Source organism: Ensifer sp. ENS02 (genome assembly GCF_014851885.1).
GTDB classification, from domain to species: domain Bacteria; phylum Pseudomonadota; class Alphaproteobacteria; order Rhizobiales; family Rhizobiaceae; genus Ensifer; species Ensifer adhaerens.
In genome coordinates this window covers 319409-345183 of sequence record NZ_JACVAO010000003.1, presented here as the reverse complement: position 1 = coordinate 345183, position 25775 = coordinate 319409, and the positions used below count along the sequence as shown (strand labels likewise).

Sequence of the window (25775 nt, the reverse complement as noted above, 5' to 3'; positions counted from 1 at the left end):
AAGCCGCAAAGCCGATCGGGCTTTGCGGCAAAATCGATACGCGAAACCGGCGCGCCGGACAGGCGCGCGCTATATTAGACGGCCTCGACGGCCTCCACCTCGGGAACGAAGTGGCGTAGCAGGTTCTGCACGCCATGCTTCAGCGTCGCGGTGGACGACGGGCAACCGGAGCAGGCGCCCTTCATGTTGAGGAACACAGTCCCATCCTTGAAGCCGCGGAAGGTGATGTCACCGCCATCCTGGGCGACGGCCGGACGCACGCGGGTTTCCAACAGTTCCTTGATCGTGGCGACGATCGTTTCGTCACCCTCGTCGAAGAACTCGTCTTCCTCGTCGGACTGCTCGGCGCGGCCGCTGCCAGCCATGATCGCCTGGCCCGACATGAAGTGCTCCATGATCGAACCGAGGATCGCCGGCTTCAGGTGCTGCCATTCCTGGCCTTCCTTGCTGACGGTAATGAAATCGTAGCCGAAATAGACGCCGGTGACGCCGGGGATCGAAAACAGCCGTGCCGCGAGCGGCGAGCCGGCGCGTGCTTCTTCCTCGTCGCGGAACTCGGCCGTGCCGTTTTCCAGGACGACCTTGCCCGGCAAAAACTTCAGCGTCGCCGGATTCGGCGTGGCTTCGGTCTGAATGAACATGTCTGTCTCCGTTTCGCCGGAGCGGCATCCGCCCAGCTTTTTAGAATAATTCAAAAGAATATAGGAGCATGGCCGTCTGGTCGCAAGAGCACATAGCGACGCAGGTCAGCTGAGCGCGTCGATCTCCTCGTCCGTCAGGGCATCCGGGATGACCGTGACGGGGATCGGAAAGGCCGCGGCCTTGCCGGCAATGGACGACACCAGCGGACCGGGGCCTTCTTTCGCCGAGCCGGCCGCGAGAACCAGAATGGCGATGTCGCGATCTTCTTCGATCGCCGCGTGGATCTGCTCCGTGGCCGTGCCCTCGCGGATGACGACCTCGGGCTCGATGCCGATCCGCTCGCGGACCGATTGGGACACCTTGGCGAGCGTCGCCTCGGCCTCCTCGCGTGCTTCCGCACGCATGATTTCCTCGACCCCCAGCCATTGCTGGAAGTCGCCGTCGGCGATCACATAGAGCAGGACGAGGCCACCATTGGAATTCTTGGCGCGCATGCCCGCATAGTGCACGGCGCGCCCGCATTCCGGGGTATCGTCTATCACCGCCATGAATTTGCGGCGGTGTCCTTCAAGTCGAGAGAGTCGGGTCGAGACCATAGGGTGAACAATACATCCCGCGCGAGCCGCCGCAAGGTCTGATTTTTGCGTTTCGGACGAGGGCACGGAAAAGTGCCCGAGGCTTTCCGGTCGAGGTTCACTTCGGCTTGCGAAGTCCGACCATCAAAATGAAACTGGGTCCGGGAGTTCCCCGGACCCAATCAATTTACTGCAGGAAGCCGATGATTTCGCGCACTTCGCGCATCGTCTTTTCTGCCCGCGCCCGCGCCCGCTCGCCGCCATCCCTAAGGATTGCGTCGATATGGGCGGTGTCGCCCATCAGGCGGCGCATCTCGGCCGTGATCGGCGAGAGAACCTCGACCGCGAGGTCGACCAGCGCCGGCTTGAAGACCGAGAACTGCTGCCCACCGAATTCGGCGAGCACCTGCTCCTTGGTCTTGTCCGACAGCGCCGCGTAGATACCGACGAGGTTGTCCGCCTCGGGACGACCCTTCAGACCGTCCACTTCGCTCGGAAGCGCGTCCGGATCGGTCTTGGCCTTGCGGATCTTCTTCGAGATCGTCTCTGCGTCGTCCATCAGGTTGACGCGCGAGAGATCGGAGGGATCCGACTTCGACATCTTCTTGGTGCCGTCACGCAGCGACATGACGCGCGGCGTAGCGCCACCGATCAGCGGCTCGACCGGCGGGAAGTAGGCATGGATCGGCTCTTCGCCGACAACCATGTCGACACCGTAACCAGCGCTGCGAATATGCTCCATGAAGTCGATGTTGAACTTCTGGGCGATATCACGCGTCAGCTCCAGGTGCTGCTTCTGGTCGTCGCCGACGGGAACATGGGTGGCGCGATAGACGAGAATGTCAGCCGCCATCAGGCTCGGATAAGCCAGCAGGCCGAGCGACGCATTCTCGCGGTCCTTGCCGGCCTTGTCCTTGAACTGCGTCATGCGGTTCATCCAACCGATGCGGGCGACGCAGTTGAAGATCCAGGCGAGTTCCGCGTGCTGCGGCACGGCCGACTGGTTGAAGACAATATGCTTGTTCGGATCGATGCCCGAAGCGATGAAGGCTGCGGCGATCGAGCGGATCTGCCCCTTCAGGTCCTCATGTACGAGCTGCGCGGTGATCGAGTGCAGGTCGACGACGCAATAGATGCAATCGTTGTTTTCCTGCAGCGCCACGAACTTGCGGATCGCGCCGAGATAATTGCCGAGATGGAGATTGCCCGTCGGCTGAACGCCGGAGAATACGAGCGGCTTGAATTCGTTCATGTCGTCCTCAATAGGCTGGTGGAGGGCCCCAGGGCCGGCTGGCCCATGTTGCTAACGGCATGGCTTATGCACGGGTGGCGGGAGGCAATCAAGAGGTCGAGACCTGTAGGTTCACGCCGCCGGTTGCAAGAGATCCCAATGGTTGCCGAACGGGTCGCTGAAGACGACCACCGTGCCGTAGGGCTCGTGGCGCGGCGCCTCCAGGAAGACGACGCCTGCGGCCAGCATCGCCGCATGGTCTCGGGCAAAATCGTCGGTGAACAGGAAGAACCCGACCCGACCGCCGGTCTGGTTGCCGACCGCCGCCTGCTGGCGCTCGCCGTCAGCCTTGGCAAGCAGCAGCGCCGTTTCGACGGCCCCCTTGGGACGGACGACGACCCAGCGCTTGGTGGCGTCGAGAACGGTGTCCTCCAAGAGATCAAAACCGAGCTTGCCGCAATAGAAGGCGATGCCGGCGTCATAATCCGGCACGACCAGGGCAATGCGTGCGATGGTCTGGCGCATCAGTCACCCGCCTCCGGCGTTGCTGCAGGCTCCGCAGGCGCTTTCGCGCCCCGCTTGATGTTGCGGCGGATCATGCCGAGGCTCGCGCCGCCGAGGCCGAAGGCGAGCCCGAAGTAGATCACCATGGCGACTGCGACCAGGCCCGTCAGCGTCGTTGCCCGCGTCAGGAGGGACGCGGCAGAGGACAGTTCGAAAGCGAACCAGTCGACAGCGTAATGCAGCGCCGCCGCCATACCCGCCGCCGCGAGGACGAGACGCGGGATACGGGTCAGAAGCGGGATGTCCCTGCCCCAATGGCCGCGCCAGACAAGCGTTGCGAAAAGCAGCACGGCATTCACCCAGCCGGCAACGATCTCGGCGGTGGCGATGCCGCTCGCGCCAAGCCGTGGAAACAGGGTGAGCGCCAGGGACACGTTCACGACGACGGAAATCGCGGCGAAGATCATCGGCGTGCGCGTGTCCTCGCGCGCGAAAAAGCCGGGAATGAAGGCCTTGATCAGCACGAAAGCCGGCAGGCCGAGGCCGTAAATTGCCAGGATATGACCGACGATGATGGTCGATTCCGGCGAGAACTTGCCGCGCTCGAACAGCAACCGGACGATCGGCTCGGACATGACCAGCAAAGCGGCGGCGGCCGGCAGCGTCAGGAACAGCGTGAACTCGACCGAGCGGTTCTGCAGGTTCGAGGCCTCGTTGACATTGCCCGACCGCAGCGCGCGGGCGAGTTCCGGCAGAAGCACGGTTGCGACCGCGATGCCGACGACGCCGAGCGGAAGCTGATAGATGCGGTCGGCATAGACGAGCGACGACACCGCACCTTCCCGGGCAGACGCAATGTTGGTGTTGATCAGCAGGTTGATCTGGGTGATGCCGCCGGTGATCGCCGCCGGCAGCGCCAGTACGAGCAGGCGCTTCACGTTGGCGGTCATCCTCGGGCGACGAAGGCCGATCTTGATGCCGGCATCGCGCACGGCGATCCAGACGATTGCGAGTTGGACGAGGCCGGCGGCCATGACGCCCCAGGAAAGGCCGTAGCCGACCGCGATCGGATCCTGACCCGCATACCACGCATAGCCGAGCACGCCGATGAGGATGAAATTGAGGAAGACCGGCGCGATGGCCGCCGCGAAATAGCGGTGCAGCGAATTCAGCATGCCCGCCATCATCGCCGCCAGCGACATACAGGCGAGATAGGGGAACATGATCGCCGCAAAGACGATGGTGCTTCCGAGTTTTTCCGGGTCGTCGGCAAAGCCGGGCGCGATCAGGTTGCTGACGATGAAGGGCATCGTCAGTTCCATCGCGATCGTCAGGAACAGGAGCACGGTGAAGAGGACGCCAAAGACCTCCTCGGAGAAACGCCGCGCGCCATCCATGCCGTTCGCCTCGATTTCCCGGGCAAAGAGCGGCACGAAAGCGGAATTGAAGGCGCCCTCGGCAAACAACCGGCGGAAGGTGTTGGGCAGACGGAAGGCGGTGTTGAAGGCGTCGGCAACCGGGCCGGTGCCAAGCGCTGCCGCCATGAAGGTTTCGCGGATGAAGCCGAACAGGCGGCTTCCGAGTGTCGCGCCGCCGACGGTTGCAAATTTCTTGACCAGACTCATGTTTCGGCTTTTGTCGTTCTTTGAGCGGAGGAAACGCCCGGGGGCGGCGCGATGATGCCCGAGGGCATGCGGTCGCGCGCCTCGTCCCCCTCCCCGGCCATGACGGCCTTGAGGCGGGCGGCAATGTTCATCTGACGGTTTTCACTCGTCACCTTCTGGCCGACGAGATCGGTGACGTAGAAGGTGTCGATCACCTTTTCACCGAAGGTGGTGATGTGGGCCGAGGCGATGTCGAGCGAAAGATCGGATAGCACCGCGGTGATCTCGGACAAGAGGCCCGGACGGTCGAGGCCTTCGACTTCGATCACGGTGAACTTGTTCGACAGCGTGTTGCTGATCGTCACTTCCGGCGTCACCGTGAAAGCCTTGGTGCGCTTCTTCACCTTGGTGCGGCTGGCAATGACTTCCGGCAGCCGCTTGCGGCCCGAAAGCACGTCCTCGATCAGCTTGCCGATGCTCGCTGCCCGGCGCATCTCGTCCTCGTCGACGGCGAACTCGCGGTTGACGAGAATGGTATCGAGCGCACGGCCGTCCGAGGTCGTGAAGATCTGCGCGTCGACGATGTTTGCGCCGGCGGCCGCACAGGCACCGGCAATCACGGTCAAAAGCCGCGGATGGTCGGGCGAAAGCACGGTGATTTCGGTGATCGCGTGGAACTGGTGGGTGCGCACCATCGTCGCCAGCGCCTTGCCGGCGGCATCCGCCTCGCGGATGAAGCGCGCATGCCGGATCTGGTCCTCCAGCGCCACCGTCAGAAGATAGGGCTGGTAGTGCAGGCGCACGTAGTCCTCGCGCTCCTTCTCGGACCAATCGGTCAGCGCCTCGCCGAGCATGACGGCGGCATGGGCCGCACGCTCCTTGCGCGACAACTCGGAGAATCCGCCCGACAGCAACAGCTCGGTCTCGTAGTAGAGCGTGCGCAGCAGCTGCCCTTTCCAGCCGTTCCACACACCCGGGCCGACGGCGCGGATGTCGCAGACGGTCAGGACGAGCAGCATTTTCAACCGGTCGAGTGACTGTACCCGCTCGGCGAAGTCGACGATCGTCTTGCGGTCGTTGAGGTCGCGCGTCTGGGCGACCATCGACATCAGCAGATGCTCCTCGATCAACCAGGCGACGAGTTCCGTCTGCTTCGGCGACAGCCCGAAGCGCGGGCAGAGCTTGCGTGCCACCTTGGCGCCGGCGGTCGAGTGATCCTCCGGCCGGCCCTTGGCGATGTCGTGCAGCAGCACGGCGACATAGAGCGCCTCGCGCTCCTCGATCCCCGGCATCAGCTTGGCGACGAGCGGATGGGCCTCCTCCTCGATGCCGCCTTCGATGCGCGACAGCACGTCGACGGTGCGCAGCAGATGCTCGTCGACCGTATAGTGATGATACATGTTGAACTGCATCATCGAGACGATCTTGCCGAAATCCGGAATGAAGCGGCCGAGCACGCCGGCTTCGTTCATGCGCCGGAGGATCAGCTCCGGCTTGCGGCGGGACGTGAGGATCGACAGGAAGAGGCGGTTCGCCTCCTCGTTTTCGCGCAGCGCCGGCTTGATCAGGCTCAGCGACCGCGTGACCTGGCGCAGTGCCGCCGGGTGGAATTCCAGCCCGTTGATATCGGCGATGTGGAAGAAGCGCAGCAGATTGACCGGATCGCGCTTAAAGACGTCGGGGCTTGCAAGCGCGATGCGACCGCCGTCGTCGACGAAATCGAGCGTGCCGGCAATCTTGCGGCTACGATGGGTGAAGCGGCCGATGAGCCCGGAAATGCCGGGCGCGTCCTTGGCCTGCTGGTCTTCGAGTGCTGCGCAGAAGATACGGGTGAGATCGCCGACGTCCTTTGCCACCAGGAAGAAGTGCTTCATGAAGCGTTCGACGGCCGAAAGGCCCGGATGGTCGTGATAGCCGAGTGCCTCGGCGATCTCGCGCTGGATATCGAAAGAGAGCCGTTCCTCGGATTTTCCGGTGAGGAAATGCATGTGGCAGCGCACCGCCCAGAGGAAGTCCTCGGCCTTCTGGAAGAGCTGGTACTCCTGCCGCGAAAGCACGCCGAGCTTGACGAGGTCGGCGGTGTCCTTCAGCCGGTAGAAGTACTTGGCGATCCAGAACAGCGTGTGCAGGTCGCGAAGCCCGCCCTTGCCTTCCTTGACGTTGGGCTCGACGAGGTAGCGCGTGTCGCCGGCCTTGCGGTGGCGCTCGTCGCGTTCGGCAAGCTTGGCGGCGATGAAATCCGGGCCGGTGTTGCGGACGATCTCATGATCGAAGCGCGTTTCGAGCTCGGCGCACAATGTCTCGGAGCCACAGATATAGCGCGTCTCGAGGATGGCCGTGCGGATCGTCATGTCGGCGCGCGATAGCCGGATGCACTCGTCGATGGTGCGGGTGGCGTGGCCGACCTTGAAGCCCAGATCCCAGAGGATATAGAGCATGAACTCGATCGCCGGCTCGGCCCAGACCGCCTTCTTGACCGGCAGCAGGAACAGAAGATCGATGTCTGAACCCGGCGCCAGCGTGCCGCGGCCATAGCCGCCGACCGCCGTCACGGCGATCCGGGACGCGGGCGGTGCATTGGCGGCGTCGAAGATCTCGTTCAGCACGAAATCATGCAGCACTGTGATCAGTTGATCCTGCAGCCAGGAAATACGTTCGGCGCAGAGAATGCCGGCACCATCGGCGTTGAACAGCTCGCGGGCCTTCGCCCGGCCGGCGACATTTGCCTGCTTGAAAGCCGCCAGCAACGCCTGACGCATCGGGTCGCGCTGTTCGGCGTGGGCCGAGGCGATGAAGTCGCATTTTGCCCGGAGCGCTGCGACGTCGAGGATTTCGGGAAAGAAGGTTTCGTGTCTGCCCATGAAGTGCCGAGGGGCGTCCTGTCCGACTGGTTGCGTGGTCGTTCGCTGTCAAGCGCTCCTGCATGATCCTTGCGACCGAGGCCGAATAAAGACCACACAACAATTCGAGCGCCGCGCCCGCAAAAGCGTGCGGCGCTGTATAGCCTTTTTACAGACGGCTTGCACAGGAAAAAGGCGTAGCGCCGCTTCGGCCAACGGGTGATAGAGTGCGAGCGGAAAACCGCACGCACGTCCTGTCATCCCGCCTTGGCGGCGCTCAGTTCCTTCTTCAGCGCATAGAGCGCATCGAGCGCCTCGCGCGGCGTCATGTCGTCGGGGTTTAGCGCCTTCAGCGCCTCGTCGATCTTGGAGTTTCCAGCGGGCTTCACCTCTTCACGACGGATCGCCACCTGGAACAGCGGCAGATCGTCGATCAGTTGGCTCGCCGGGTTCTTGCGATCGGCGTCCTCGAGCTTGGCGAGCACGTCCTTGGCGCGAGCCACGACCGAGGCCGGCAGGCCAGCGAGACGCGCGACCTGAATGCCATAGGAGCGGTCGGCGGCGCCCGGACCGACCTCATGCAGGAAGATCACATCGCCGTGCCATTCCTTGACGCGCATCGTCGCGTTCGAGAGACGGCCGAGTTTTTCGGAGAGCACGGTCAGTTCATGGAAGTGGGTGGCAAAGAGGCCGCGGCAGCGGTTCGCCTCATGCAGGTGCTCGACTGCCGCCCAGGCGATTGACAGGCCGTCGAAGGTGGCGGTGCCACGACCGATCTCGTCGAGGATCACCAGCGAGCGGTCGGTCGCCTGGTTGAGGATCGCCGCGGTCTCGACCATCTCGACCATGAAGGTCGAGCGACCGCGCGCCAGATCGTCGGAGGCGCCGACGCGGGAGAAGAGCCGGTCGACGATGCCGATATGGGCGCTCGCGGCAGGCACGAAGGTGCCCATCTGCGCCATGATCGCGATCAGCGCGTTCTGGCGCAGGAAGGTCGACTTACCGCCCATGTTGGGACCGGTGAGCAGCCAGATCGCACCGCCCTCCTCGCCCTCAGGCGGAGAGAGATCGCAGCCATTGGCAACGAAGGCATTCGATGCCTGGCGCTTCAGCGCCTGCTCGACCACCGGATGGCGGCCGCCGTCGATGGCAAACATGCGCGAGCGGTCAACGGTGGGGCGGGCATAGGCCTGCTCTTCGGCAAGCACCGCGAGACCGACGGAGACGTCGACGATCGCAAGCGCCAGTGCCGCCGCCTTCAACGTCTCGGCAGCAGCGACGACTTCTGCCGTCATCCGATCGAAGGCTTCAAGCTCGATCGACAGCGCCCGGTCGGCGGCGTTGGCGATCTTGCTTTCAAGCTCGGCCAGTTCCGTCGTGGTGAAACGCATCGCGTTCGCCATCGTTTGGCGATGGATGAAACGGGCGCGGCCCTCGTCCGTGTCGGTCATCGAGCCGGCATTGCCCGCCGTCACCTCGATGAAGTAGCCGAGCACGTTGTTGTGCTTGATCTTCAGCGACTTGATGCCGGTCTCTTCGGAATATTGCAGTTGCAGCCCGGCAATCACCCGGCGCGACTGGTCGCGCAGGCCCCGGACCTCATCGAGCTCGGCATTGGCGCCTTCGCAGACGAAACCGCCGTCACGCTTCAGAAGCGGCAGCTCGTCGCCAAGCGTCGCATCGAGCAGGCCGAGCAGGCCTGCGGGAAGCGCATCGATTGCGGCGCGCGCCTCTTTCAGTTCGTCCGAGAGCGTTCCCGCGGCCATCAGCCGTGAAATGGACGCGGATGCATGCAAGCCGGCCTGAATTGCGCCGAGATCGCGGGGGCCACCACGGCCGAGCGCCAGCCGCGACAGGGCGCGCGGCATATCCGGCGCGCGACGTAGCGCATCGCGCAGGTCGCCGGCAAAGGACGGCTGGTCCGCCAGGATCTCGATGGAATCGAGACGCTCATTGATACGGTCCGGGTCGGTCAGCGGCGACATCAGCCGCTCGGCAAGAAGGCGGGCGCCGCCGCTTGTCACCGTGCGGTCGAGCGCCTTCAGCAGCGTGCCCTCGCGCGCGCCGGACAGCGTCTTCACCAGTTCGAGATTGCCGCGGGTCGCCGGATCGATGAACAAGGTCGAGGCGGCACTTTCGCGCTCCGGCGTGCCGAGTGCCGGGCGTTCGGCAAGCTGGGTCTTCTCGACATAGGAGATCGCCGCAGACGCCGCTGCGAGTTCCGCACGGGAAAACGTGCCGAAGCCATCAAGCGTCTTGACGCCGAAGTAGCGGCTGATGCGCCCTTCCGCCGTGGCGCTGTCGAACAAGACCGCCGGCTGCGGCACGGCAACGCGGCCGAGCACGTCGAAGACGTGCCTTAGTTCCGGGTCGTGAAACACGGTATCTGCGAGGATCAGTTCGCGCGGCTCGATACGCAGGATGTCCGCAAGCAGCCGGCTCTCGGCTGTCTCGGCGAGGCGGAAGATGCCGGTCGAAATGTCGATCCAGGCGAGCGCGTAGGCAGGCTCGGACCCGCTCTTGATGCGCGCCAGCGCCATCAGATAGTTGGTCTCGGACGGCGAAAGCAGTTTCTCTTCGGTGATCGTGCCCGGAGTGACCAAGCGCACGACGTCGCGGCGCACCACCGACTTGCTGCCGCGCTTCTTCGCTTCCGCCGGGTCTTCCACCTGCTCGCAGACGGCGACGCGAAAGCCGAGACCGATCAGTTTCTGCAGGTAATCGTCGGCCGCATGTACCGGCACGCCACACATCGGAATTTCCTGACCCATGTGCTGGCCGCGCTTGGTGAGCGTGATGCCGAGCGCGCGCGAGGCTTCGACCGCGTCCTGGAAGAACAGCTCGTAGAAGTCGCCCATGCGGTAGAACAGCAGCGAATCCGGGTTGTTCGCCTTGATCTCGATGAACTGTTCCATCATCGGCGTCGCCGTGGAACGGCTTTCCTCGCTCGCCAATTCGGCTGCCGATAAAACCTCCCCCGCGCGGGTCGAATAGTCTGTCACGAAATTCATGATTGTCCCGAAAAAAGAGATGGCACACTATCGCCAAGGAATTATAGACGACAACCATAAAGAGGCGCGCCGCAAGGCTCGCCCACAGGAGGATTGAGGAAACATGCCGGCCACCGACAAGACCGATCGCACCATGACGAGCGTCACCGCGCAGGAAGCGCTCGATTTTCACTCGCAGGGTCGTCCCGGAAAGCTGGAGATTTCTCCCACCAAGGCGATGGCCACCCAGCGCGACCTGTCGCTTGCCTATTCTCCGGGCGTTGCAGTCCCCGTGAAGGCGATCGCCGAGGACCCCAACACCGCCTATGACTACACGACGCGCGGCAACATGGTGGCCGTGATCTCGAACGGCACGGCCATTCTCGGCCTCGGCAACCTCGGCGCGCTTGCGTCAAAGCCTGTCATGGAAGGCAAGGCCGTGCTGTTCAAGCGCTTTGCCGACGTCGATTCCATCGACCTTGAAGTCGATACCGAAAACGTCGACGAGTTCATCAACTGCGTGCGTTTCCTCGGGCCCTCTTTCGGCGGCATCAATCTTGAAGACATCAAGGCGCCGGACTGTTTCATCATCGAGCAGAAGCTGCGCGAGGTCATGGACATCCCGGTGTTCCACGACGACCAGCACGGCACGGCGATCATCGCCGCAGCAGGCCTCATCAACGCGCTGGCCTTGACCGGCCGCGACTTCAAGACGACGAAGCTCGTCTGCAACGGTGCGGGTGCGGCGGCAATCGCCTGCATCGAGCTCATCAAGTCGATGGGTTTTGCCTCTGACAACATCATCCTCTGCGACACCAAGGGCGTGATCTTCGAGGGCCGCACCGAGGGCATGAACCAGTGGAAGTCGGCGCATGCGGTCAAGACCGACCGCCGCACGCTCGCCGAAGCGCTCGACGGCGCCGACGTGGTCTTCGGCCTCTCGGCCAAGGGCGCCCTTTCGGAAGACATGGTGCGCTCGATGGCGCCGCGGCCGATCATCTTCGCCATGGCCAACCCGGATCCGGAAATCACGCCGGAAGAAGTCGCCCGCATCCGCGACGACGCGATCGTCGCCACCGGCCGTTCTGACTATCCGAACCAGGTCAACAACGTGCTCGGCTTCCCCTATATCTTCCGTGGCGCGCTAGACGTGCGCGCGACGACCATCAACGACGAGATGAAGATCGCAGCGGCTGAAGCGCTGGCGAGCCTTGCCAAGGAAGACGTTCCTGACGATGTCGCCGCAGCCTACCAGGGCAACCGTCCGCGTTTCGGTCCGCAATACATCATCCCGGTCCCCTTCGATCCGCGGCTGATTTCGGCGATCCCGATGGCGGTCGCGAAGGCGGCGATGGAAAGCGGCGTCGCCCGCAAACCGATCACCGACCTCGAAGCCTATGGCCGCCAACTCTCCGCCCGCCGCGACCCGATCGCCTCGACGCTGCAGCGCATCTACGAGCGCGTCCGGCGCCAGCCGAAGCGCATCGTCTTTGCAGAGGGCGAAGAGGTGCAGGTCATGCGTTCTGCAATCGCCTATGCCAACCAGCAGCTTGGCACCGCCATCCTGCTCGGCCGCGAGGAGCGCATGCGCGAGACGGCAGAGCGCGAGGGCATCGACCTCGACCGCCCCGGCATCCAGATCGTCAATGCGCGGCTTTCCAAGCGCGTCGGCGCCTATACGGACTATCTCTATGCCCGCCTGCAGCGGAAGGGCTTCCTCTTCCGCGACGCCCAGCGCCTGATCAACAACGACCGCAACCACTTCGCCGCCTGCATGGTGGCGCTCGGTGATGCCGACGGCATGGTGACGGGCCTGACCCGCAACTATTCGACGGCACTCGAAGACGTGCGTCGCTGCATCGACCCGAAGCCCGGCCACCGCGTCATCGGCGTCTCGATCGCGCTCTGCCGCGGCCGCACGGTGCTCGTCGCCGACACGGCGGTTCACGACATGCCCTCTTCGGAGGAGCTTGCCGATATCGCCGAGGAAGCGGCCGGCCTCGCCAAGCGGCTTGGCTACGTGCCGCGCGTGGCAATGCTTGCCTATTCCACCTTCGGCCATCCCCAGGGCGAACGCTCTGAGCGGGTGCGCGAAGCGGTCAATATCCTCGACAAGCGCCGCGTCGATTTCGAATATGACGGCGAGATGGCCGCGGACGTGGCGCTCAATGCCCGCGTCATGGAGCAATACCCGTTCTGCCGCCTCTCGGGCACGGCAAACGTGCTCGTGATGCCGGCGTTCCACTCGGCATCGATTTCGACCAAGATGCTGCAGGAACTCGGCGGCTCGACGGTGATCGGCCCGCTGCTCGTCGGGTTCGACAAGTCGATCCAGATCGTCTCGATGTCGGCCAAGGATTCCGACATCGTCAACATGGCGGCGATCGCGGCCTACAACGCCGGCATGTAGGACCGGCATTGCCGGTCCGGCGGCTGCTTCATTCTGGTGCAGCCGCCTTCATTCGGGTCAACGCGCGACCCCGATTGGTAGCAATTCGATACAACTATAAAGAAGAAAAGCCCGCTTTCCGAAAAGGAGGCGGGCTTAATAACAGGCAATGCATTTATGTTTAAGGTAATGAAAGACGGAGTCTTGGGAACCCTATACCTGTCGACCCCCGGAAGATCGGCAGTTTCTCCATTTATTTTCTCTATTCGTTCGTCATGAAATTAGAGAAGAACATGACAATACATGTCTCTCTTTCGACCTTGAAAGTCAAATCCATCATTAATAATTGGTTAACCTCACCGGGACCCGGTCAGGAGGCGGCGCCACCGAAACGTCCGGCATCTGCGCCGTAGTAGTTGAGGTAGCGGCCCGAGATATTGCTGATCGGCAAAACGATCAGAACGTCGGTGGTGCGGAACGCATGATCGACCACTGCGCCATCGCCGACCATCGCGCCGAGGCGCATATAGCCCTTGATCAACGGCGGCAGAGCGGCGAGCGCCTTCTTGGCATTGATCGCCTCGGCCGGCATCAAATCCATCGTCCGATGCAGCTCGGGCCGTGCGCTGACGGCCCAGTCGTCGCGGGCGCGGATGTTGTGGTGCAGGAAGGACAGCGCCAGCGCGTGCTCGGCCGGAACGACACCCGGGAACGAACCGCAGCCGAACATCGCGTCCATGCCGTATTTGAGCGCATAGGCCCAATTGCCCTGCCACAGGAGTTCGACCGTGCGCTTGGTCCGGTAGTCCGGCAGGACGCAGGAGCGGCCGAGCTCCATGAAGCGCTTGGTCGGATGACGGGCGAGAAGCGCGTCGATCGCGAATTCGGAAGACGAGTAAAAGCCGCCGGAGCGCTCAGCCACATCCTGGCGCAGCAACCGGTATGTCCCGACGATCTGATCTTCGGCGTCGCCTTCGATCGAGGTGTCGAGAACCAGCAGGTGGTCGCAGATCGCGTCCCAGCTGTCGACGTCACGCTTGCGCCGATCGGCCTCGGGGCCGACCTGCGCCTTCATCTCCTCGACGAAAACCTTGTAGCGCACGGCCTGGGCAGCATCGATTTCCGATGCCGTGCGGGCAAGGCGCGTCTCAAGATTGGCGATCCGGCCAAGCACGTCGGTCGTCGGGACGGCAGCTTTCGTGCCGATGCAAGCCTGAGAAGTGTCAACCACGTTCGCTGAATCCAGTAGCTCGATGGCCATCCGCGTCATCCCGAATCAAATCTGTCTGCGGGGGCTTAGACCACGTTTCTGCAACAACATAGTGACATGAAAGTTGCGTACAACCCCCGCCGCCCGATCAATACCGTAACCATCGCAAGAGTTACTGTTTGCGCAGCAGACGCGCGATCTCCGAGGTCAGCACCTGCGGGTCGGCCGGCTTCGCCAACACCACATCGGCGCCGGCGGCAAGCAGGCGGTCGCGCATATCCTCGCGGATATCGGAAGTCAGCACGATGACCGGCAACCTTGGCAAGGAGCGTATTGCCTCGTCATTACGGATGTGCCGCATCATGGAAAGCCCGTCGCCACCCGGCATATTGAGGTCGGTGACGAGAAGCTCCGGCAAGGCGTTTCCGGCAGGGGCTCGCAGCGTCTCGGCGACCCCCGCGAAGTCGCTGACGAGCTGCACCGCGTGTCCCGAACGCTGCAACAGCGTGCGGATGATCAACGCATTGATCGGATCGTCCTCGGCCAGCAGGATGCCGTGTCCCGGTCGGCGGACGGGTTCAACGACGGGCTCCTCGCGCAGGACCGGCCTGTTGTCGTTGATCGCGTCGCGTTTTTCGATGCCCTTCAGGCGTCCGAGCAGCACTTCAATCAGCGACTTTTCGCGCAAGGGCCGGATCAGCCAGGCCTCGTAGCCATCCATCTGGTTGACGGGGTGGCCGTTGCGCTCCTCCGGATTGATCAGATAGGTGCGGCGAACCTCCAGCCGGCCGATGGCCGGCTGGAGTGCGAGGAGCTGCTCGTACTGCTGCGCATGCCGGTGGTCGACGATCACGTCGGTGAGTGGCGCGCCACCTGCCTGCACATCGGCAAGAACATGCTGGGCTGCGGCAAGCGTCGTTGCGCGATGACAGCGCCCGCCAAGCGTCGCGATGGTTGCCGCCAGCGCCGCCGAGGCCGGGCCATCGGGAGCCATGACCAGCACATGCGACCCGGCGAGGGTGGAGCGGCGCTCCGACGCAATCGCCTCGACTTCGGCAAGCGGCAGGCGGATTTCAAAGCGGCTGCCGCGGCCGGGCGCGCTTGCGGCCGTGAGACTGCCGCCACAGGCCTGCATGATGCGCCTGGAGATCGCGAGGCCGAGCCCTGTGCCCTTGGCGCGTTGCTCGTCGTTGCCGGCCTGCTCGAACTCCTCGAAGATGCGCTTCAGGTCGTCGGGCGACATGCCCGGCCCCGTATCGTCGATGCGGATCCGCACGCAATCCTCGATCGTGTCGGCGCTGACGAAGACGCCGCCGACTTCCGTGAATTTGACCGCGTTGCCGATGACGTTGAAGAGCACCTGGCGCAGACGCGCCGCGTCGAAAGCCATCAACGCGGGCACGTCGACGGAAACGGTGGCGCCGATCTCGATGCCCTTCTCGTGGGCGCGATTGGAGAGCATTTCCACGACGCTCTCGATCACGCCGCGCGGATCCTGGCGGCTGGGGCGAAACTGGAAGCGGCCGGCTGAAAGCGACGAGAAGTCGATCAGGTCTTCGACGAGCTGGACCAGCGCGTGGCCGGATTGCTGCATGCCGGCGAGATAGTTCTGCTGCTCGCTCGACAGGCGGGTCTGGCCGAGCAGATGGCTCATGCCGAGAATGCCCGAAAGCGGCGTGCGGATCTCGTGGCTGACGGTGGCGAGCAGCCGCGACTTTGCCTGGCTCGCCTCCTCGGCTCGCCGGCGCGCCGCCTCACGCTCGCGCGCGGCGCGCGCTTCCTCGGTGACATCGCGCGCAATACTGTGGCGCATGAGTTTGCCGCTCGCCGGATCGCGGGCGATCACGTCATGCCAATCGAAAAGGCGGACGCCTTCGGCCGCGGCGATGCGCACGAGGTAATGATTGGGCGCAGCCTTCGGCTCGAAGCTCAGCCCAAGGGCGCCGCAGGCCATGCCCCGGACATCCGATCGGCCGCAGACCTGATGGAAGACAGCATTGGCGTGGACGATCTTTCCGTCCATGCCACGCATGATCGCAAGGTCACCCAGCGCATCGTGAATGGTCGAAAGCAGCGCCGAGGTTTCGGAGCGGTGCCAATCCTGGTCCCGCTCCACCTCATCGGAAACCGGCACGCTATCAAACGCGCGGATGGCTTCGACGGCGAGCAAAAGCGCACCGACCACGCCGGCCGCGGCAATCGCCGCGGCGAACAGGTGGAAGCCGGCAGTCATGCCGACGACGAGGACAAGGCCGGAAGCGACCAGGCCGAGCAGCGCCAGGGATACGTAACTAAGCGCAGAGCGCGCGCCGGAAGCCGGCTGCGCCGACACCTGACGGGACGCCGGCCCATCGAGCGGGAGCGCCGAAACCGACGCAGCCTTACCCGCCCGGGCGTCTCTCCCGAAGCCGGTTTCGATCCGCTCTAGCAGTCGTGACGGTTCGCTCATGCGTTCCGGCTAACACGACAGGCGTTCCGAATGGCTTCAAGGCTTCGATAAAATCTTAGCGATCCGCTTTTTTCGCGTGCAGTAGTTCGTCAAGAATGATCGCGCCGGCGCCGATGGTGATGAAGGTATCGGCCAGATTGAAGACGGCGAAAGACCACGTCTCCGTATAGAACAGGATGTAGTCGATGACGTAGCCGAAGAGCAGCCGGTCGACGAGGTTTCCGAGCGCGCCGGCGATGATCAGCGCATAGCCGAAATGGGCGAAGAACCGATCCTTCGGCGTGCGCTTCCACAGCCAGAGCACAAAGGCGCAGACGGTGAGCCGCATGCCGACGATGAACCAGCCCTCCATGCCTGACAGCATCGAGAAGGCGACGCCGTAGTTGTAGGTGCGGTAGAGCGCCAGCATCGGCACGACATGGACCGCCTGATTGAAGGGCAGGTAAAGCTCGACCAGATACTTGATTATTTGGTCGGCGATGAGCGCGAAGACGATGAAGACCGCGATCGGCAGCGGCCGCGAAAACAGCACCTGCTTCTCGCTCATGCGCGGGCATCCAGGGTCAGAAGGTGGCGGCGCGCCTCGAACAGCATGATGCCGGTGGCAATCGCCAGATTGAGCGAGTCGGCGCGGCCGGCCTGCGGGATGCGGGCAAGCGCACCGGCTTCTCGAGCGAGTTCCTCCGGCAGACCCGACTGCTCGTTGCCCATCAGAAGCACGACCGGCTTGGTCTTGTAGTCAATGGTGCGATAGTCGACAGCGCCGGCGAGATGGGTCGCGACGACCTTCACGCCGGCGGATTTCTGCCAGCGGATGAAGTCCTCGACGCTGGCGCGCGCCACCGGCATGGCAAAGACCGAGCCCATGGTCGCACGCACGGTTTCGAGCGAAAACGGATCGGTGGTCTCGCCGACGAGAATGACGCCGGAAGCGCCGGCGGCATCGGCGGTGCGGATGACGGTGCCGAGGTTGCCGGGATCGCGGACGCGGTCGAGCGCCACATAGGTTTCGCCCAGCTGCGGCTTCAGGTCCTTCAGCGACTGGTAACGCTGCTCGAAGATGCCGACGACCATCTGAGGATTGTCGCGCCGCGTGATCGTCGACAGCACTTTCTCGCTGACTTCCAGCACCAGGCCGCCCTTGGCGAAGGTCTTTGCCGCCACCTGCTCCACGTGCGGCTTGCCCTTGGCCGCCTTGGCATAGATCAGCGTCTTGATCTTCCAGCCAAGGTCGAGCGCGTCGATCACCAGCTTCAGGCCCTCGGCCATGAAGGAGCGCGTCTCGTCGCGGTGCTTCTTCTGCGTCAGCGCGCGGATGTCCTTGATGATCGGGTTGGTGAGGCTCGTGACCTCCTTCACCTGACCGACACGACCGGTGCCGTGTTCGCTTCTGTCGTTCGTCATTGCGGTACCCAGCGGCTGAAGAGTGAGGTCGAAAGCGCCCTGCCCGGCTCGCGGCCGTCAAGCCCGCCCTCGCGGATGATGAGCTCGCCCGACTCCACCCGGCCGCCGTGGCCGCGCATCGTCTCGCGCATCAGTTCATGGATCGAGTAGAAGCTCGCCCGGATCGAATAGGCCGTCAGCACCAGGCCGCGCGCCTCCGGCGACAGGATCTCGCGGCAGATGTCGAGCATCGCCGCCAGATGGTCGAAAAGCTGCCAGACCTCGCCGTTCGGCCCGCGGCCGAACTTCGGCGGGTCGGTCAGGATGATGTCGTAGCGGCTGCCACGGCGCTCTTCGCGCTGGATGAACTTCATCGCATCGTCGCAGATCCAGCGGATCGGCAGGTTTTCGGCCCGCGCCAGCTGCTGGTTTTCGCGCGCCCAGCCGATTGCCTTCTTGGAGGCGTCGACATGGGTCACCTCGGCGCCGGCCCTGGCGGCGATCAGCGAGGCGACGCCGGTGTAGCCGAAGAGGTTCAGCACCTTCAGCGGCCGCCCAGCCCTTTCCACCTGATCCTTCACCCAGCTCCAGTGCGCGAGCTGTTCCGGGAACACACCGACATGGCGGAACGAGGTGAAGCGACCGTGGAAATCGGTGCCGAGAAGCTGCATCGGCCAGGTCTCGCCGAGCACGGCGCCAGGAAAGCGCCAGCGCCCCATGCCGTCTTCGTCGGTGTCGCCGGTGAAGATCGCGTCGGCTTTTTCCCAGACGCTATCGGGCAGGCTGCGCGGCCAGAGCGCCTGCGCCTCGGGGCGCACGATGCGGTAGGGACCGTATTGCTCAAGTTTTTCGCCGGCGCCGCTGTCGATCAGGTGATAGCCGGATGCGTCCGACGTTTCGAGAATGAGCGGTATGCGCTCGGCCGGCTTTTCCCCCGTTCGCCGCGCGATCACCCGCGCCGGCGTTTCCTGTGCAGGCGCATGTTTTGCTGGCTTCTCGCGCGTCTCCGCCGTCTGTGCTGCCGCCGGTCGCGCCGGCCGTTCCTTGAAGCCGCCGCCCTTCGGCGGTGCCGAACGTTTCTGATCGTGGCGGCCGCCGCCACGCGCTTCGGCACCACGGCCCTTGGCCGTCGTCACGGAGGCATTCTTCGACCGCCGGTCCTTTTCCTTCACGCTGAAATCCCTGGGCTTTGTTAGTGCATGGGCCGCCTGCCTGCGCAGTATCCGGGACGGGCCGGCGGACGCCATGAGGTTTGTCGCCGCAGCCTGAAGCCGCGGCATCTCTTGAAGCTGCAAATAGCATCGCTGATGCTCTTGGCAAAGCCGTTTCCGTTTTGCGAAGATAACGCGCAAGAACCCGCTGCGAATTTTCTTGGGCTGGAACCGGCTTCGCGACAAAATTCCGCGGCAGGTCTAGTGTGTCGAAGCGACATTTGCGCGTCGATATCGGGCGCGCGGCGTCGCATGGGGGGAGGAAAACGCATGGACATGACCGGCGAAGAGCGGATTGCGGCTGGGCGCGACGCGGTGTGGCGCGGCCTCAACGACCCGGAAATCCTCAAGCGATGCATTCCCGGGTGCCAGTCGCTGGAGATGACGTCGCCAACCGAGCTTGCGGCCGTGGTGAAGATCAAGATCGGCCCGGTCTCGGCCTCCTTCACCGGCAATGTCGTGCTCTCCAATCTCAATCCGCCGCAGAGCTATACGATCTCGGGCGAAGGAAAGGGCGGCATCGCCGGCTTTGCCAAGGGCGGCGCCGACGTCGCCTTAACAGCGGACGGGGACGAAACGGTGCTGCATTACGACGTCAAGGCGGAGATCGGTGGCAAGCTCGCGCAGCTCGGCTCGCGCCTGATCGACTCAACCGCCAAGAAACTGGCGCAGCAATTCTTCGCCGATTTTAGCGCCGCCGTCGGCGGTACGGCGGAAGCTGCGAGCTAAAGAGGCGACGCGGACCGAACGGGCGCCCCGTCTCGGTCTTCGCAGGCTTGTGAACTTCTGATCAGTTCTGCGGCGCTGCGAGCGTCGCCTGGGTTGCGAGCTTTTCCGCCTGGCTGCGGTGTTTCTCCGCCTCGCGGTGCCACTTCACTGCTTCGTTCGCCTCGTTGCGCGCGCGCCGCCGGTACTTGCCCTGGCTGAACCAGGTCGCGGCGGCACCGAGGATGACGCCGACGATGACCGCAAGGAACAGGAAGACGAAGAACGGCGCGCTCACGGAAAGCACGCTGTCTTCCGGCCGGAAGGGGTTCAGCGCCAGCGTTACGCTCTGGCGGTTGGCCACGCTCAGCACAATCAGGATGATAGCGACCGGCACGAGAACAACGATGTTGATCAGTTTCTTGAACATTCAATCGCTCCATCTCACCGACGCCCGTGCGCTTTGCCGGACGCTTGCCGGCAACGGGCCTCGTATAAAAGGGGTCGTTAGGGGTCTCTGGCGACCGCCAAGGATGATCAATCCTCGTCTTCGCCGTTCATGCCCGGGTTGAGCCGCTCGCGCAGTTCCTTGCCGGTCTTGAAAAACGGTACCCATTTTTCCTCGACAAAAACGGAATCGCCGGTGCGCGGGTTGCGCCCCGACCGCGACGGCCGGTTCTTGACCGAGAAGGCGCCGAAGCCACGCAGTTCGACCCGGTTGCCTGCAGCGAGCGCGTCGGTGATCTCATCGAGGACCGCGTTGACGATATTTTCGACGTCGCGGTGGTAGAGATGCGGATTGCGAGCCGCAACAATCTGCACCAGTTCTGACTTGATCACTGTCGCCCCCTCAAATTCTTGTTTGTTTTGCTTTTTCGGTCTGCATTGTGATTTCCGCAAGGCGGTGCGCGGCATTTGCAAAATCACCGACATCGCTCGACGGCTCAGGCTGGGTATATGTCGCCTTGCTCATTGGCCATCAACCTGCCAAACCGAAACAAGACCGTCAAGAAACAACTTGTCGCCTGCAATTTTTTCGAGCCCGCTCATTGCCGGAAAAGCGTCATATCCCAACATCTTGATCCAGTTGCCGACCAGCGCGCCGAGGCCAAAAGGCAGGGTCTTGCGGGGGGCTTCCCAATCGACGATCGGCAGGTCCTTCGACACCTTTTTCTCCGTGAGGAAGGCGCGAATTTCGTCCTCGCCGCCGAGCTTGTCGACGAGCTTGGCCTTCAGCGCCTGGCGGCCGGTGAAAATGCGTCCGTCGGCGAGCAGCAACGCATCGGGACGCGGCAACTTGCGGCGGTCGGCAACCAGGTCGACGAACCAGGCGTAGCTGTCGTCAATCATCGACTGGATCATGGCCTTCGCCTCGTCGCTCGCCGGATGGAAGGGCGAAGGTTCCGCCTTCAGCGGCCGCGACTTGATCGATTCCAGGGAGACGCCGAGCTTGTCCATCAACTCCTTGACCTGCGGATACTGGAAGATGACGCCGATGGAGCCGGTGATCGAGCTCTCACCGGCAACTATCGTATCGCCGCCGAGCGCGATCATGTAGCCCGCCGAGGCGGCAAGCGTGCGCACGTCGGAAACGACCGGCTTCTTGGCCGCCACCTTGCGGATCGCCTTGTAGATGACCTCGCCGCCATAGGTGGTGCCACCCGGCGACGAAATGGTCACGACCAGCGCCTTGACGCTATCGTTGTCGGCAATCTTCTGCAGGCGCTCGAGCAGTTCGCGGTCATCCTGGATCAGGCCGGTGATCGCAACGCGCGCCACATGCTGCCTGTTGTGGCCGACGTCGTCGGCAGCCCCGGACCAGGCAAAGATCGCGAGCGCGACGAGGAGAAGCAGCCCCGCGACCACAAAGCGCCAGAAGCTCAACTTCCGGCGCAGGCTGCGGCGATCGGCGATGGCGAGTTCGTCCATGTGGGTTTCTCCCGATTTGTTGGCGCTGCTTCTGTCAGTTTCCGCGGGAACGTGCTATCTGCGCGCGAAGAGGCATATTCCATAGACGCGCTTGACCACGGTTGAAAGCCGCGGCTGGCGTTTTTGCGCTTCACCCGAGTTTTTTTGCGGCGCCATTGTGCGTCAGCAAAAAATATCCATATTTGCGACGACTTACACCAATGTATGTAAATGACCCCCACGTTGGGTCAGCGACAAAAGCAGTAGAACCGACAGGCCCTTCCATGTTGAACCACGCGCCAGCCCCGGGCATCTTTGCCGATACGGGTGCGAGCTCCGCCGACGCCTATGCGCTCGCCGCACGGCATTCCGCGCGCGTGCGCCGCCTGAAGATCATCCTGCCGATCATCGCCGGCGTCATTGCCGTCATTTTTGCCGCCGTGTCCTTCGTGCGCGCTTTCATGCCCGTCGACCTGCAGATCGAGACCGCGACGATCGAGGACGGCAAGATCGTCATGAAGAATCCGGCGATCTCCGGTCGCAACAAGCAGGGCATCAGCTACTCGATGAAGGCCCAGCGGGCGCTTCAGGATATCGCCAACCCCGACATCATCACGCTGCAGACGATCCACGCAGAAATGCCGATGAAGGATTCGATGATAGCGACCGTCGACGCCACCAACGGCATCTATGATCGCGGCGCCAATACACTCGACATGAACGCCCCGTTCACCATTTCCGTCAATAATGGCATCAACGCCGACTTCCAGTCGGCCTATCTGGACATCAATGCCGGCGAGATGGAAACGAAGCAGCCCGTTGCGATCAGCATGAAGGGTGGTTCGATCATTGCGCAGACGCTGCGAATGACGGATAAGGGACGTATTGTAATTTTCGAGGGTATGGTGAGGGTGAACGTCGAGCCCGCCGCCATCCGCAAAAACGCGAAATAGGACCCGGTGCACTCCATGTCGGTCACAACCGCATCATTTTTCAAGATTTCCGCCAGCCTGGCCATTGCCGGAGCGGGCGCTTTGATTATTGCCTCCGGCGCTTTTGCGCAGGCCACGTCGAGCAAGATGAAGGGCCTTGAGCTGTCCAACGACAAGCCGATCCAGATCGAGAGCGACAAGCTCGAAATCAAGGACCCGGAAAGCAAGGCGATTTTCACCGGCAACGTCAAGGTCGTGCAGGGCACGACGACGCTGCAGGCCGGCAATATGGTCGTCTTCTACAAGTCCGGCGGCGGCTCGGTTTCGAGCGGCGACGCCGACATCGACCGTATCGAGGTCAGCGAGAAAGTATTCCTGAGCTCCGGCACGCAGCAGGCGACGGCCGATACCGGCTCGTTCGACATGACCAAGCAGGTCTTCGTTCTCAAGGGCGACAAGGTCGTCCTCTCCGAAGGCAAGAACGTCTTCGTCGGCTGCCAGCTCAACGTCCAGATGGAAACCGGTGAGGCCCAGCTCGAAGCCTGCGGCGGCCGCGTGCAGATCCAGCTCGACCCGAAGTCCCGCAAGACGAACTGACGTAGACCGCTCGTGCAACTTCCCTTCCTCCACAAGCGCAAACGGGTCCGCAAGCCGTCGGCGACCACTGCGGTCGCTTCCGGCCATGCGGTCGACAAGGCGCGCTATGACGGCACCCTGATTGCCCGCGGACTGACCAAGGCCTATCGCGAGCGTCGGGTCGTCAACGGCGTGTCGCTGGTGGTGCGGCGCGGCGAGGCCGTGGGCCTGCTCGGGCCGAACGGCGCCGGCAAGACCACCTGCTTCTACATGATCACCGGCCTCGTCCCCGTCGACGAGGGTTCGATAGAGATCAACGGCAATGACGTGACGACCATGCCGATGTACCGGCGTGCACGCCTCGGCGTCGGCTACCTGCCGCAGGAAGCGTCAATCTTCCGCGGGCTGACGGTCGAGGAGAACATCCGCGCCGTGCTCGAGGTTCACGATAAGAACCTGGAGCGGCGCGAAAGCAAGCTCAACGACCTGCTCGGCGAGTTCAACATCACGCATCTGCGCAAGTCGCCGGCGATCGCGCTTTCCGGTGGCGAACGCCGCCGTCTCGAAATCGCCCGTGCGCTTGCGACCGACCCGACCTTCATGCTGCTCGACGAGCCCTTTGCCGGCGTCGACCCGATCTCGGTCGCCGACATCCAGGCGCTTGTCCGGCACCTGACCTCGCGCGGCATCGGCGTGCTGATCACCGACCACAATGTGCGCGAGACGCTCGGCCTCATCGATCGCGCCTACATTATCCATGCCGGCGAAGTGCTGACGCATGGTCGCGCCAACGACATTGTCACCAATCCTGACGTGCGTCGGCTCTATCTCGGCGACAATTTCAGCCTCTGAAACCGCCTCGCGGGCGATTCCGCCCGCGAACGCGCTTGACCAAACCTTTCCGATAAGCAATTTTTGGGCCAATTAAGAAAAGGGCCCGACCGGCGACCGGAGAAGCACCGCGGCCCCTGGAGATTTCTCGGGAGTTTCGCGTCAGCATGGCCCTGTCCGCCAGCCTTCATCTGCGCCAGTCCCAGTCCCTGGTGATGACGCCACAGCTCATGCAGTCGATCCAGCTGCTGCAGATGACGCATCTTGAGCTCAACCAGTTCATCGCCCAGGAAGTCGAAAAGAACCCGCTGCTCGAATTTCAGGCAAATGACGATCAGGTCGCCCCGGAGCAGGGCGAGATGGCCGGCGGAGACGAGAGAGGCGGAAGCGACGACGGCGGCGGCCAGGCGGATCTCTATGACAGCGCCACGTCGCAAAGCGGCGAGCGGCTCGACGACCAGCTCGATGCCGATTTCGCCAATGTCTTCCAGGACGACACCACGCCGCAACGCGCCGATGCGCCGGAACTGCTTGGCCAGTGGAAATCGATGCCCGGCAGCGGCGAGGGCGAAGATTACGACCTCGACGATTTCGTCGCCGGCCGCAAGAGCCTGCGCGAAACGCTTCTGGAGCAATTGCCCTTCGCGCTGCCGGCTCCTTCCGATCGACTGATCGCGCAGCACCTCATCGACCAACTCGACGACGCCGGATACCTGCAGGCGGACCTCGGCGAGGTTGGCGAACGGCTGGGCGCCGCCCATGCCGATGTCCTCAGGGTGCTGCTGACGCTGCAGCAGTTCGATCCGCCCGGTGTATTTGCCCGCTCGCTCGGCGAGTGTCTCGCCATCCAGCTGCGCGCCCGCGACCGGCTCGATCCGGCAATGGAGGCGCTGCTTGCCAATCTCGAACTCCTGGCGCGGCGTGATTTCGCGACGCTGAAGAAGATCTGCGGCGTCGACGAGGAAGACCTGATCGACATGCTGGCGGAAATCCGCAAGCTCGACCCGAAGCCCGGCACCAGCTTCGAGACCAGCGTCAGCGAGGCGATCGTGCCCGATATCGTCGTGCGGGCAGCGCCCGACGGCTCATGGATGGTCGAACTCAATCCGGATGCGCTGCCGCGCGTTCTGGTCAATCAGGACTACTTCGCTTCGGTGTCACGCGGCACGCAGAAAAACAGCGCCGACCAGGCCTTCCTCAACGAATGCCTGCAAAATGCCAACTGGCTGACGCGCAGCCTCGATCAGCGCGCCCGCACGATCATGAAGGTCGCCACCGAGATCGTGCGCCAGCAGGACGCGTTCCTCGTCAACGGCATCGGGCACCTCAGGCCGCTGAACCTCAAGACCGTCGCCGACGCCATCAAGATGCATGAATCGACCGTCAGCCGCGTCACCTCGAACAAGTACATGCTGACGCCGCGCGGGCTGTTTGAGCTCAAGTATTTCTTCACCGTCTCGATCGGCTCGGCCGAGGGTGGCGACAGCCATTCGGCGGAATCCGTGCGCCACAAGATCCGCACGCTGATCCACGAGGAGAGCACCGAGGCGGTGCTTTCTGACGACGACATCGTCGACGTCCTCAAGAAGGCCGGCATCGATATCGCGCGGCGCACGGTCGCCAAATACCGGGAAGCGATGAATATCCCCTCCTCCGTGCAGCGCCGGCGGGAGAAGCGCGCGCTCGCCAAGGCCGCCGGTTTCTGAGCACCGGAAGTTAAGGCGCATTAACTTTTTTGCGACCTTCGATTGACTCTCTCCGACACAGGCGATATGAGCCCGCCGCAATTGCCGGG

At 63.4% G+C, this 25775-nt stretch carries 21 protein-coding genes; 6 read left to right on the top strand and 15 right to left on the bottom strand.

Going from position 1 to position 25775, the window contains the following annotated elements; translation table 11 throughout:
- Positions 1 to 74: 74 nt before the first annotated feature.
- From IB262_RS08990 to mutS, 7 genes are all read right to left on the bottom strand, one after another.
- Positions 75 to 641 carry a NifU family protein gene (locus IB262_RS08990; protein ID WP_034797411.1) on the bottom strand — a complete coding sequence of 189 codons (567 nt, stop codon included), beginning with the start codon at positions 639 to 641 and terminating at the stop codon, positions 75 to 77.
- 105 nt (positions 642 to 746) lie between these two features.
- On the bottom strand, positions 747 to 1238 hold the full coding sequence (locus IB262_RS08985) for a universal stress protein (RefSeq protein WP_034797413.1): 492 nt from the start codon (positions 1236 to 1238) through the stop codon (positions 747 to 749).
- A gap of 166 nt (positions 1239 to 1404) precedes the next feature.
- Positions 1405 to 2469 (bottom strand): tryptophan--tRNA ligase, encoded by a 1065-nt coding sequence (gene trpS / locus IB262_RS08980; RefSeq protein ID WP_034797415.1) that lies wholly within the window; start codon positions 2467 to 2469, stop codon positions 1405 to 1407.
- 111 nt (positions 2470 to 2580) lie between these two features.
- A complete protein-coding gene (locus IB262_RS08975; protein ID WP_112974817.1) occupies positions 2581 to 2973 on the bottom strand; it encodes a VOC family protein in 393 nt (130 codons plus the stop codon).
- Positions 2973 to 4577, bottom strand: a complete 1605-nt coding sequence (gene murJ / locus IB262_RS08970) for a murein biosynthesis integral membrane protein MurJ (RefSeq protein ID WP_112974816.1) — start codon at positions 4575 to 4577, stop codon at positions 2973 to 2975. Before murJ ends, IB262_RS08975 begins: the two co-directional genes overlap by 1 nt.
- On the bottom strand, positions 4574 to 7417 hold the full coding sequence (locus tag IB262_RS08965) for a [protein-PII] uridylyltransferase (RefSeq protein ID WP_034797421.1): 2844 nt from the start codon (positions 7415 to 7417) through the stop codon (positions 4574 to 4576). Before IB262_RS08965 ends, murJ begins: the two co-directional genes overlap by 4 nt.
- Before the next feature lie 236 nt (positions 7418 to 7653).
- Positions 7654 to 10407 (bottom strand): DNA mismatch repair protein MutS, encoded by a 2754-nt coding sequence (mutS, locus tag IB262_RS08960; protein ID WP_112974815.1) that lies wholly within the window; start codon positions 10405 to 10407, stop codon positions 7654 to 7656.
- Between the two features lie 103 nt (positions 10408 to 10510).
- On the opposite strand from mutS, the gene IB262_RS08955 reads away from it, so the two are divergent.
- Positions 10511 to 12796 carry an NADP-dependent malic enzyme gene (locus IB262_RS08955; RefSeq protein ID WP_060519765.1) on the top strand — a complete coding sequence of 762 codons (2286 nt, stop codon included), beginning with the start codon at positions 10511 to 10513 and terminating at the stop codon, positions 12794 to 12796.
- A gap of 349 nt (positions 12797 to 13145) precedes the next feature.
- On the opposite strand, the gene IB262_RS08950 is transcribed toward IB262_RS08955, so the two are convergent.
- The 5 genes from IB262_RS08950 to IB262_RS08930 all read right to left on the bottom strand — a co-directional run bounded on the left by IB262_RS08950 (position 13146) and on the right by IB262_RS08930 (position 18989).
- Positions 13146 to 14036 (bottom strand): GNAT family N-acetyltransferase, encoded by an 891-nt coding sequence (locus IB262_RS08950; RefSeq protein ID WP_034797430.1) that lies wholly within the window; start codon positions 14034 to 14036, stop codon positions 13146 to 13148.
- A 121-nt stretch (positions 14037 to 14157) separates the two neighbouring features.
- Entirely contained in the window at positions 14158 to 16218 is a 2061-nt protein-coding gene (locus tag IB262_RS08945) for an ATP-binding protein (RefSeq protein ID WP_246802615.1), read from the bottom strand.
- 271 nt (positions 16219 to 16489) lie between these two features.
- Positions 16490 to 16981, bottom strand: coding sequence for a signal peptidase II (gene lspA, locus IB262_RS08940; protein ID WP_034797436.1), 492 nt, complete (start codon positions 16979 to 16981; stop codon positions 16490 to 16492).
- Positions 16978 to 17838, bottom strand: coding sequence for an RNA methyltransferase (locus IB262_RS08935; protein ID WP_043615629.1), 861 nt, complete (start codon positions 17836 to 17838; stop codon positions 16978 to 16980). The genes lspA and IB262_RS08935 overlap by 4 nt, the downstream gene beginning before the upstream one ends.
- A complete protein-coding gene (locus tag IB262_RS08930; protein WP_113079945.1) occupies positions 17835 to 18989 on the bottom strand; it encodes a class I SAM-dependent rRNA methyltransferase in 1155 nt (384 codons plus the stop codon). Before IB262_RS08930 ends, IB262_RS08935 begins: the two co-directional genes overlap by 4 nt.
- A gap of 309 nt (positions 18990 to 19298) precedes the next feature.
- On the opposite strand from IB262_RS08930, the gene IB262_RS08925 reads away from it, so the two are divergent.
- A complete protein-coding gene (locus tag IB262_RS08925; protein ID WP_034797441.1) occupies positions 19299 to 19757 on the top strand; it encodes a carbon monoxide dehydrogenase subunit G in 459 nt (152 codons plus the stop codon).
- Positions 19758 to 19818: 61 nt separating this feature from the next.
- Here the strand turns inward: IB262_RS08925 and IB262_RS08920 are convergent, their stop codons facing one another.
- The 3 genes from IB262_RS08920 to sppA all read right to left on the bottom strand — a co-directional run bounded on the left by IB262_RS08920 (position 19819) and on the right by sppA (position 21662).
- The gene (locus IB262_RS08920) at positions 19819 to 20163 is read right to left on the bottom strand and encodes a lipopolysaccharide assembly protein LapA domain-containing protein (protein WP_034797442.1); all 345 of its coding nucleotides are present in this window, start codon (positions 20161 to 20163) and stop codon (positions 19819 to 19821) included.
- A gap of 107 nt (positions 20164 to 20270) precedes the next feature.
- Complete coding sequence (locus tag IB262_RS08915; RefSeq protein ID WP_226020731.1) at positions 20271 to 20648, bottom strand: integration host factor subunit beta; 378 nt, start codon at positions 20646 to 20648, stop codon at positions 20271 to 20273.
- Positions 20649 to 20702: 54 nt separating this feature from the next.
- Positions 20703 to 21662, bottom strand: coding sequence for a signal peptide peptidase SppA (sppA, locus tag IB262_RS08910; protein ID WP_034797445.1), 960 nt, complete (start codon positions 21660 to 21662; stop codon positions 20703 to 20705).
- Positions 21663 to 21925: 263 nt separating this feature from the next.
- Between sppA and lptC the strand changes: the two genes are divergently transcribed.
- The 4 genes from lptC (at position 21926) to rpoN (ending at position 25686) form a co-directional block, all read left to right on the top strand.
- Positions 21926 to 22594 (top strand): LPS export ABC transporter periplasmic protein LptC, encoded by a 669-nt coding sequence (gene lptC, locus IB262_RS08905; RefSeq protein ID WP_034797447.1) that lies wholly within the window; start codon positions 21926 to 21928, stop codon positions 22592 to 22594.
- Between the two features lie 15 nt (positions 22595 to 22609).
- On the top strand, positions 22610 to 23170 hold the full coding sequence (locus IB262_RS08900; protein WP_034797449.1) for an LptA/OstA family protein: 561 nt from the start codon (positions 22610 to 22612) through the stop codon (positions 23168 to 23170).
- 12 nt (positions 23171 to 23182) lie between these two features.
- Positions 23183 to 24001: an LPS export ABC transporter ATP-binding protein gene (gene lptB, locus IB262_RS08895; RefSeq protein ID WP_034797451.1), complete on the top strand. Its 819-nt coding sequence runs from the start codon at positions 23183 to 23185 to the stop codon at positions 23999 to 24001.
- 146 nt (positions 24002 to 24147) lie between these two features.
- The gene (gene rpoN / locus IB262_RS08890) at positions 24148 to 25686 is read left to right on the top strand and encodes an RNA polymerase factor sigma-54 (protein ID WP_112974811.1); all 1539 of its coding nucleotides are present in this window, start codon (positions 24148 to 24150) and stop codon (positions 25684 to 25686) included.
- Positions 25687 to 25775: the final 89 nt, after the last annotated feature.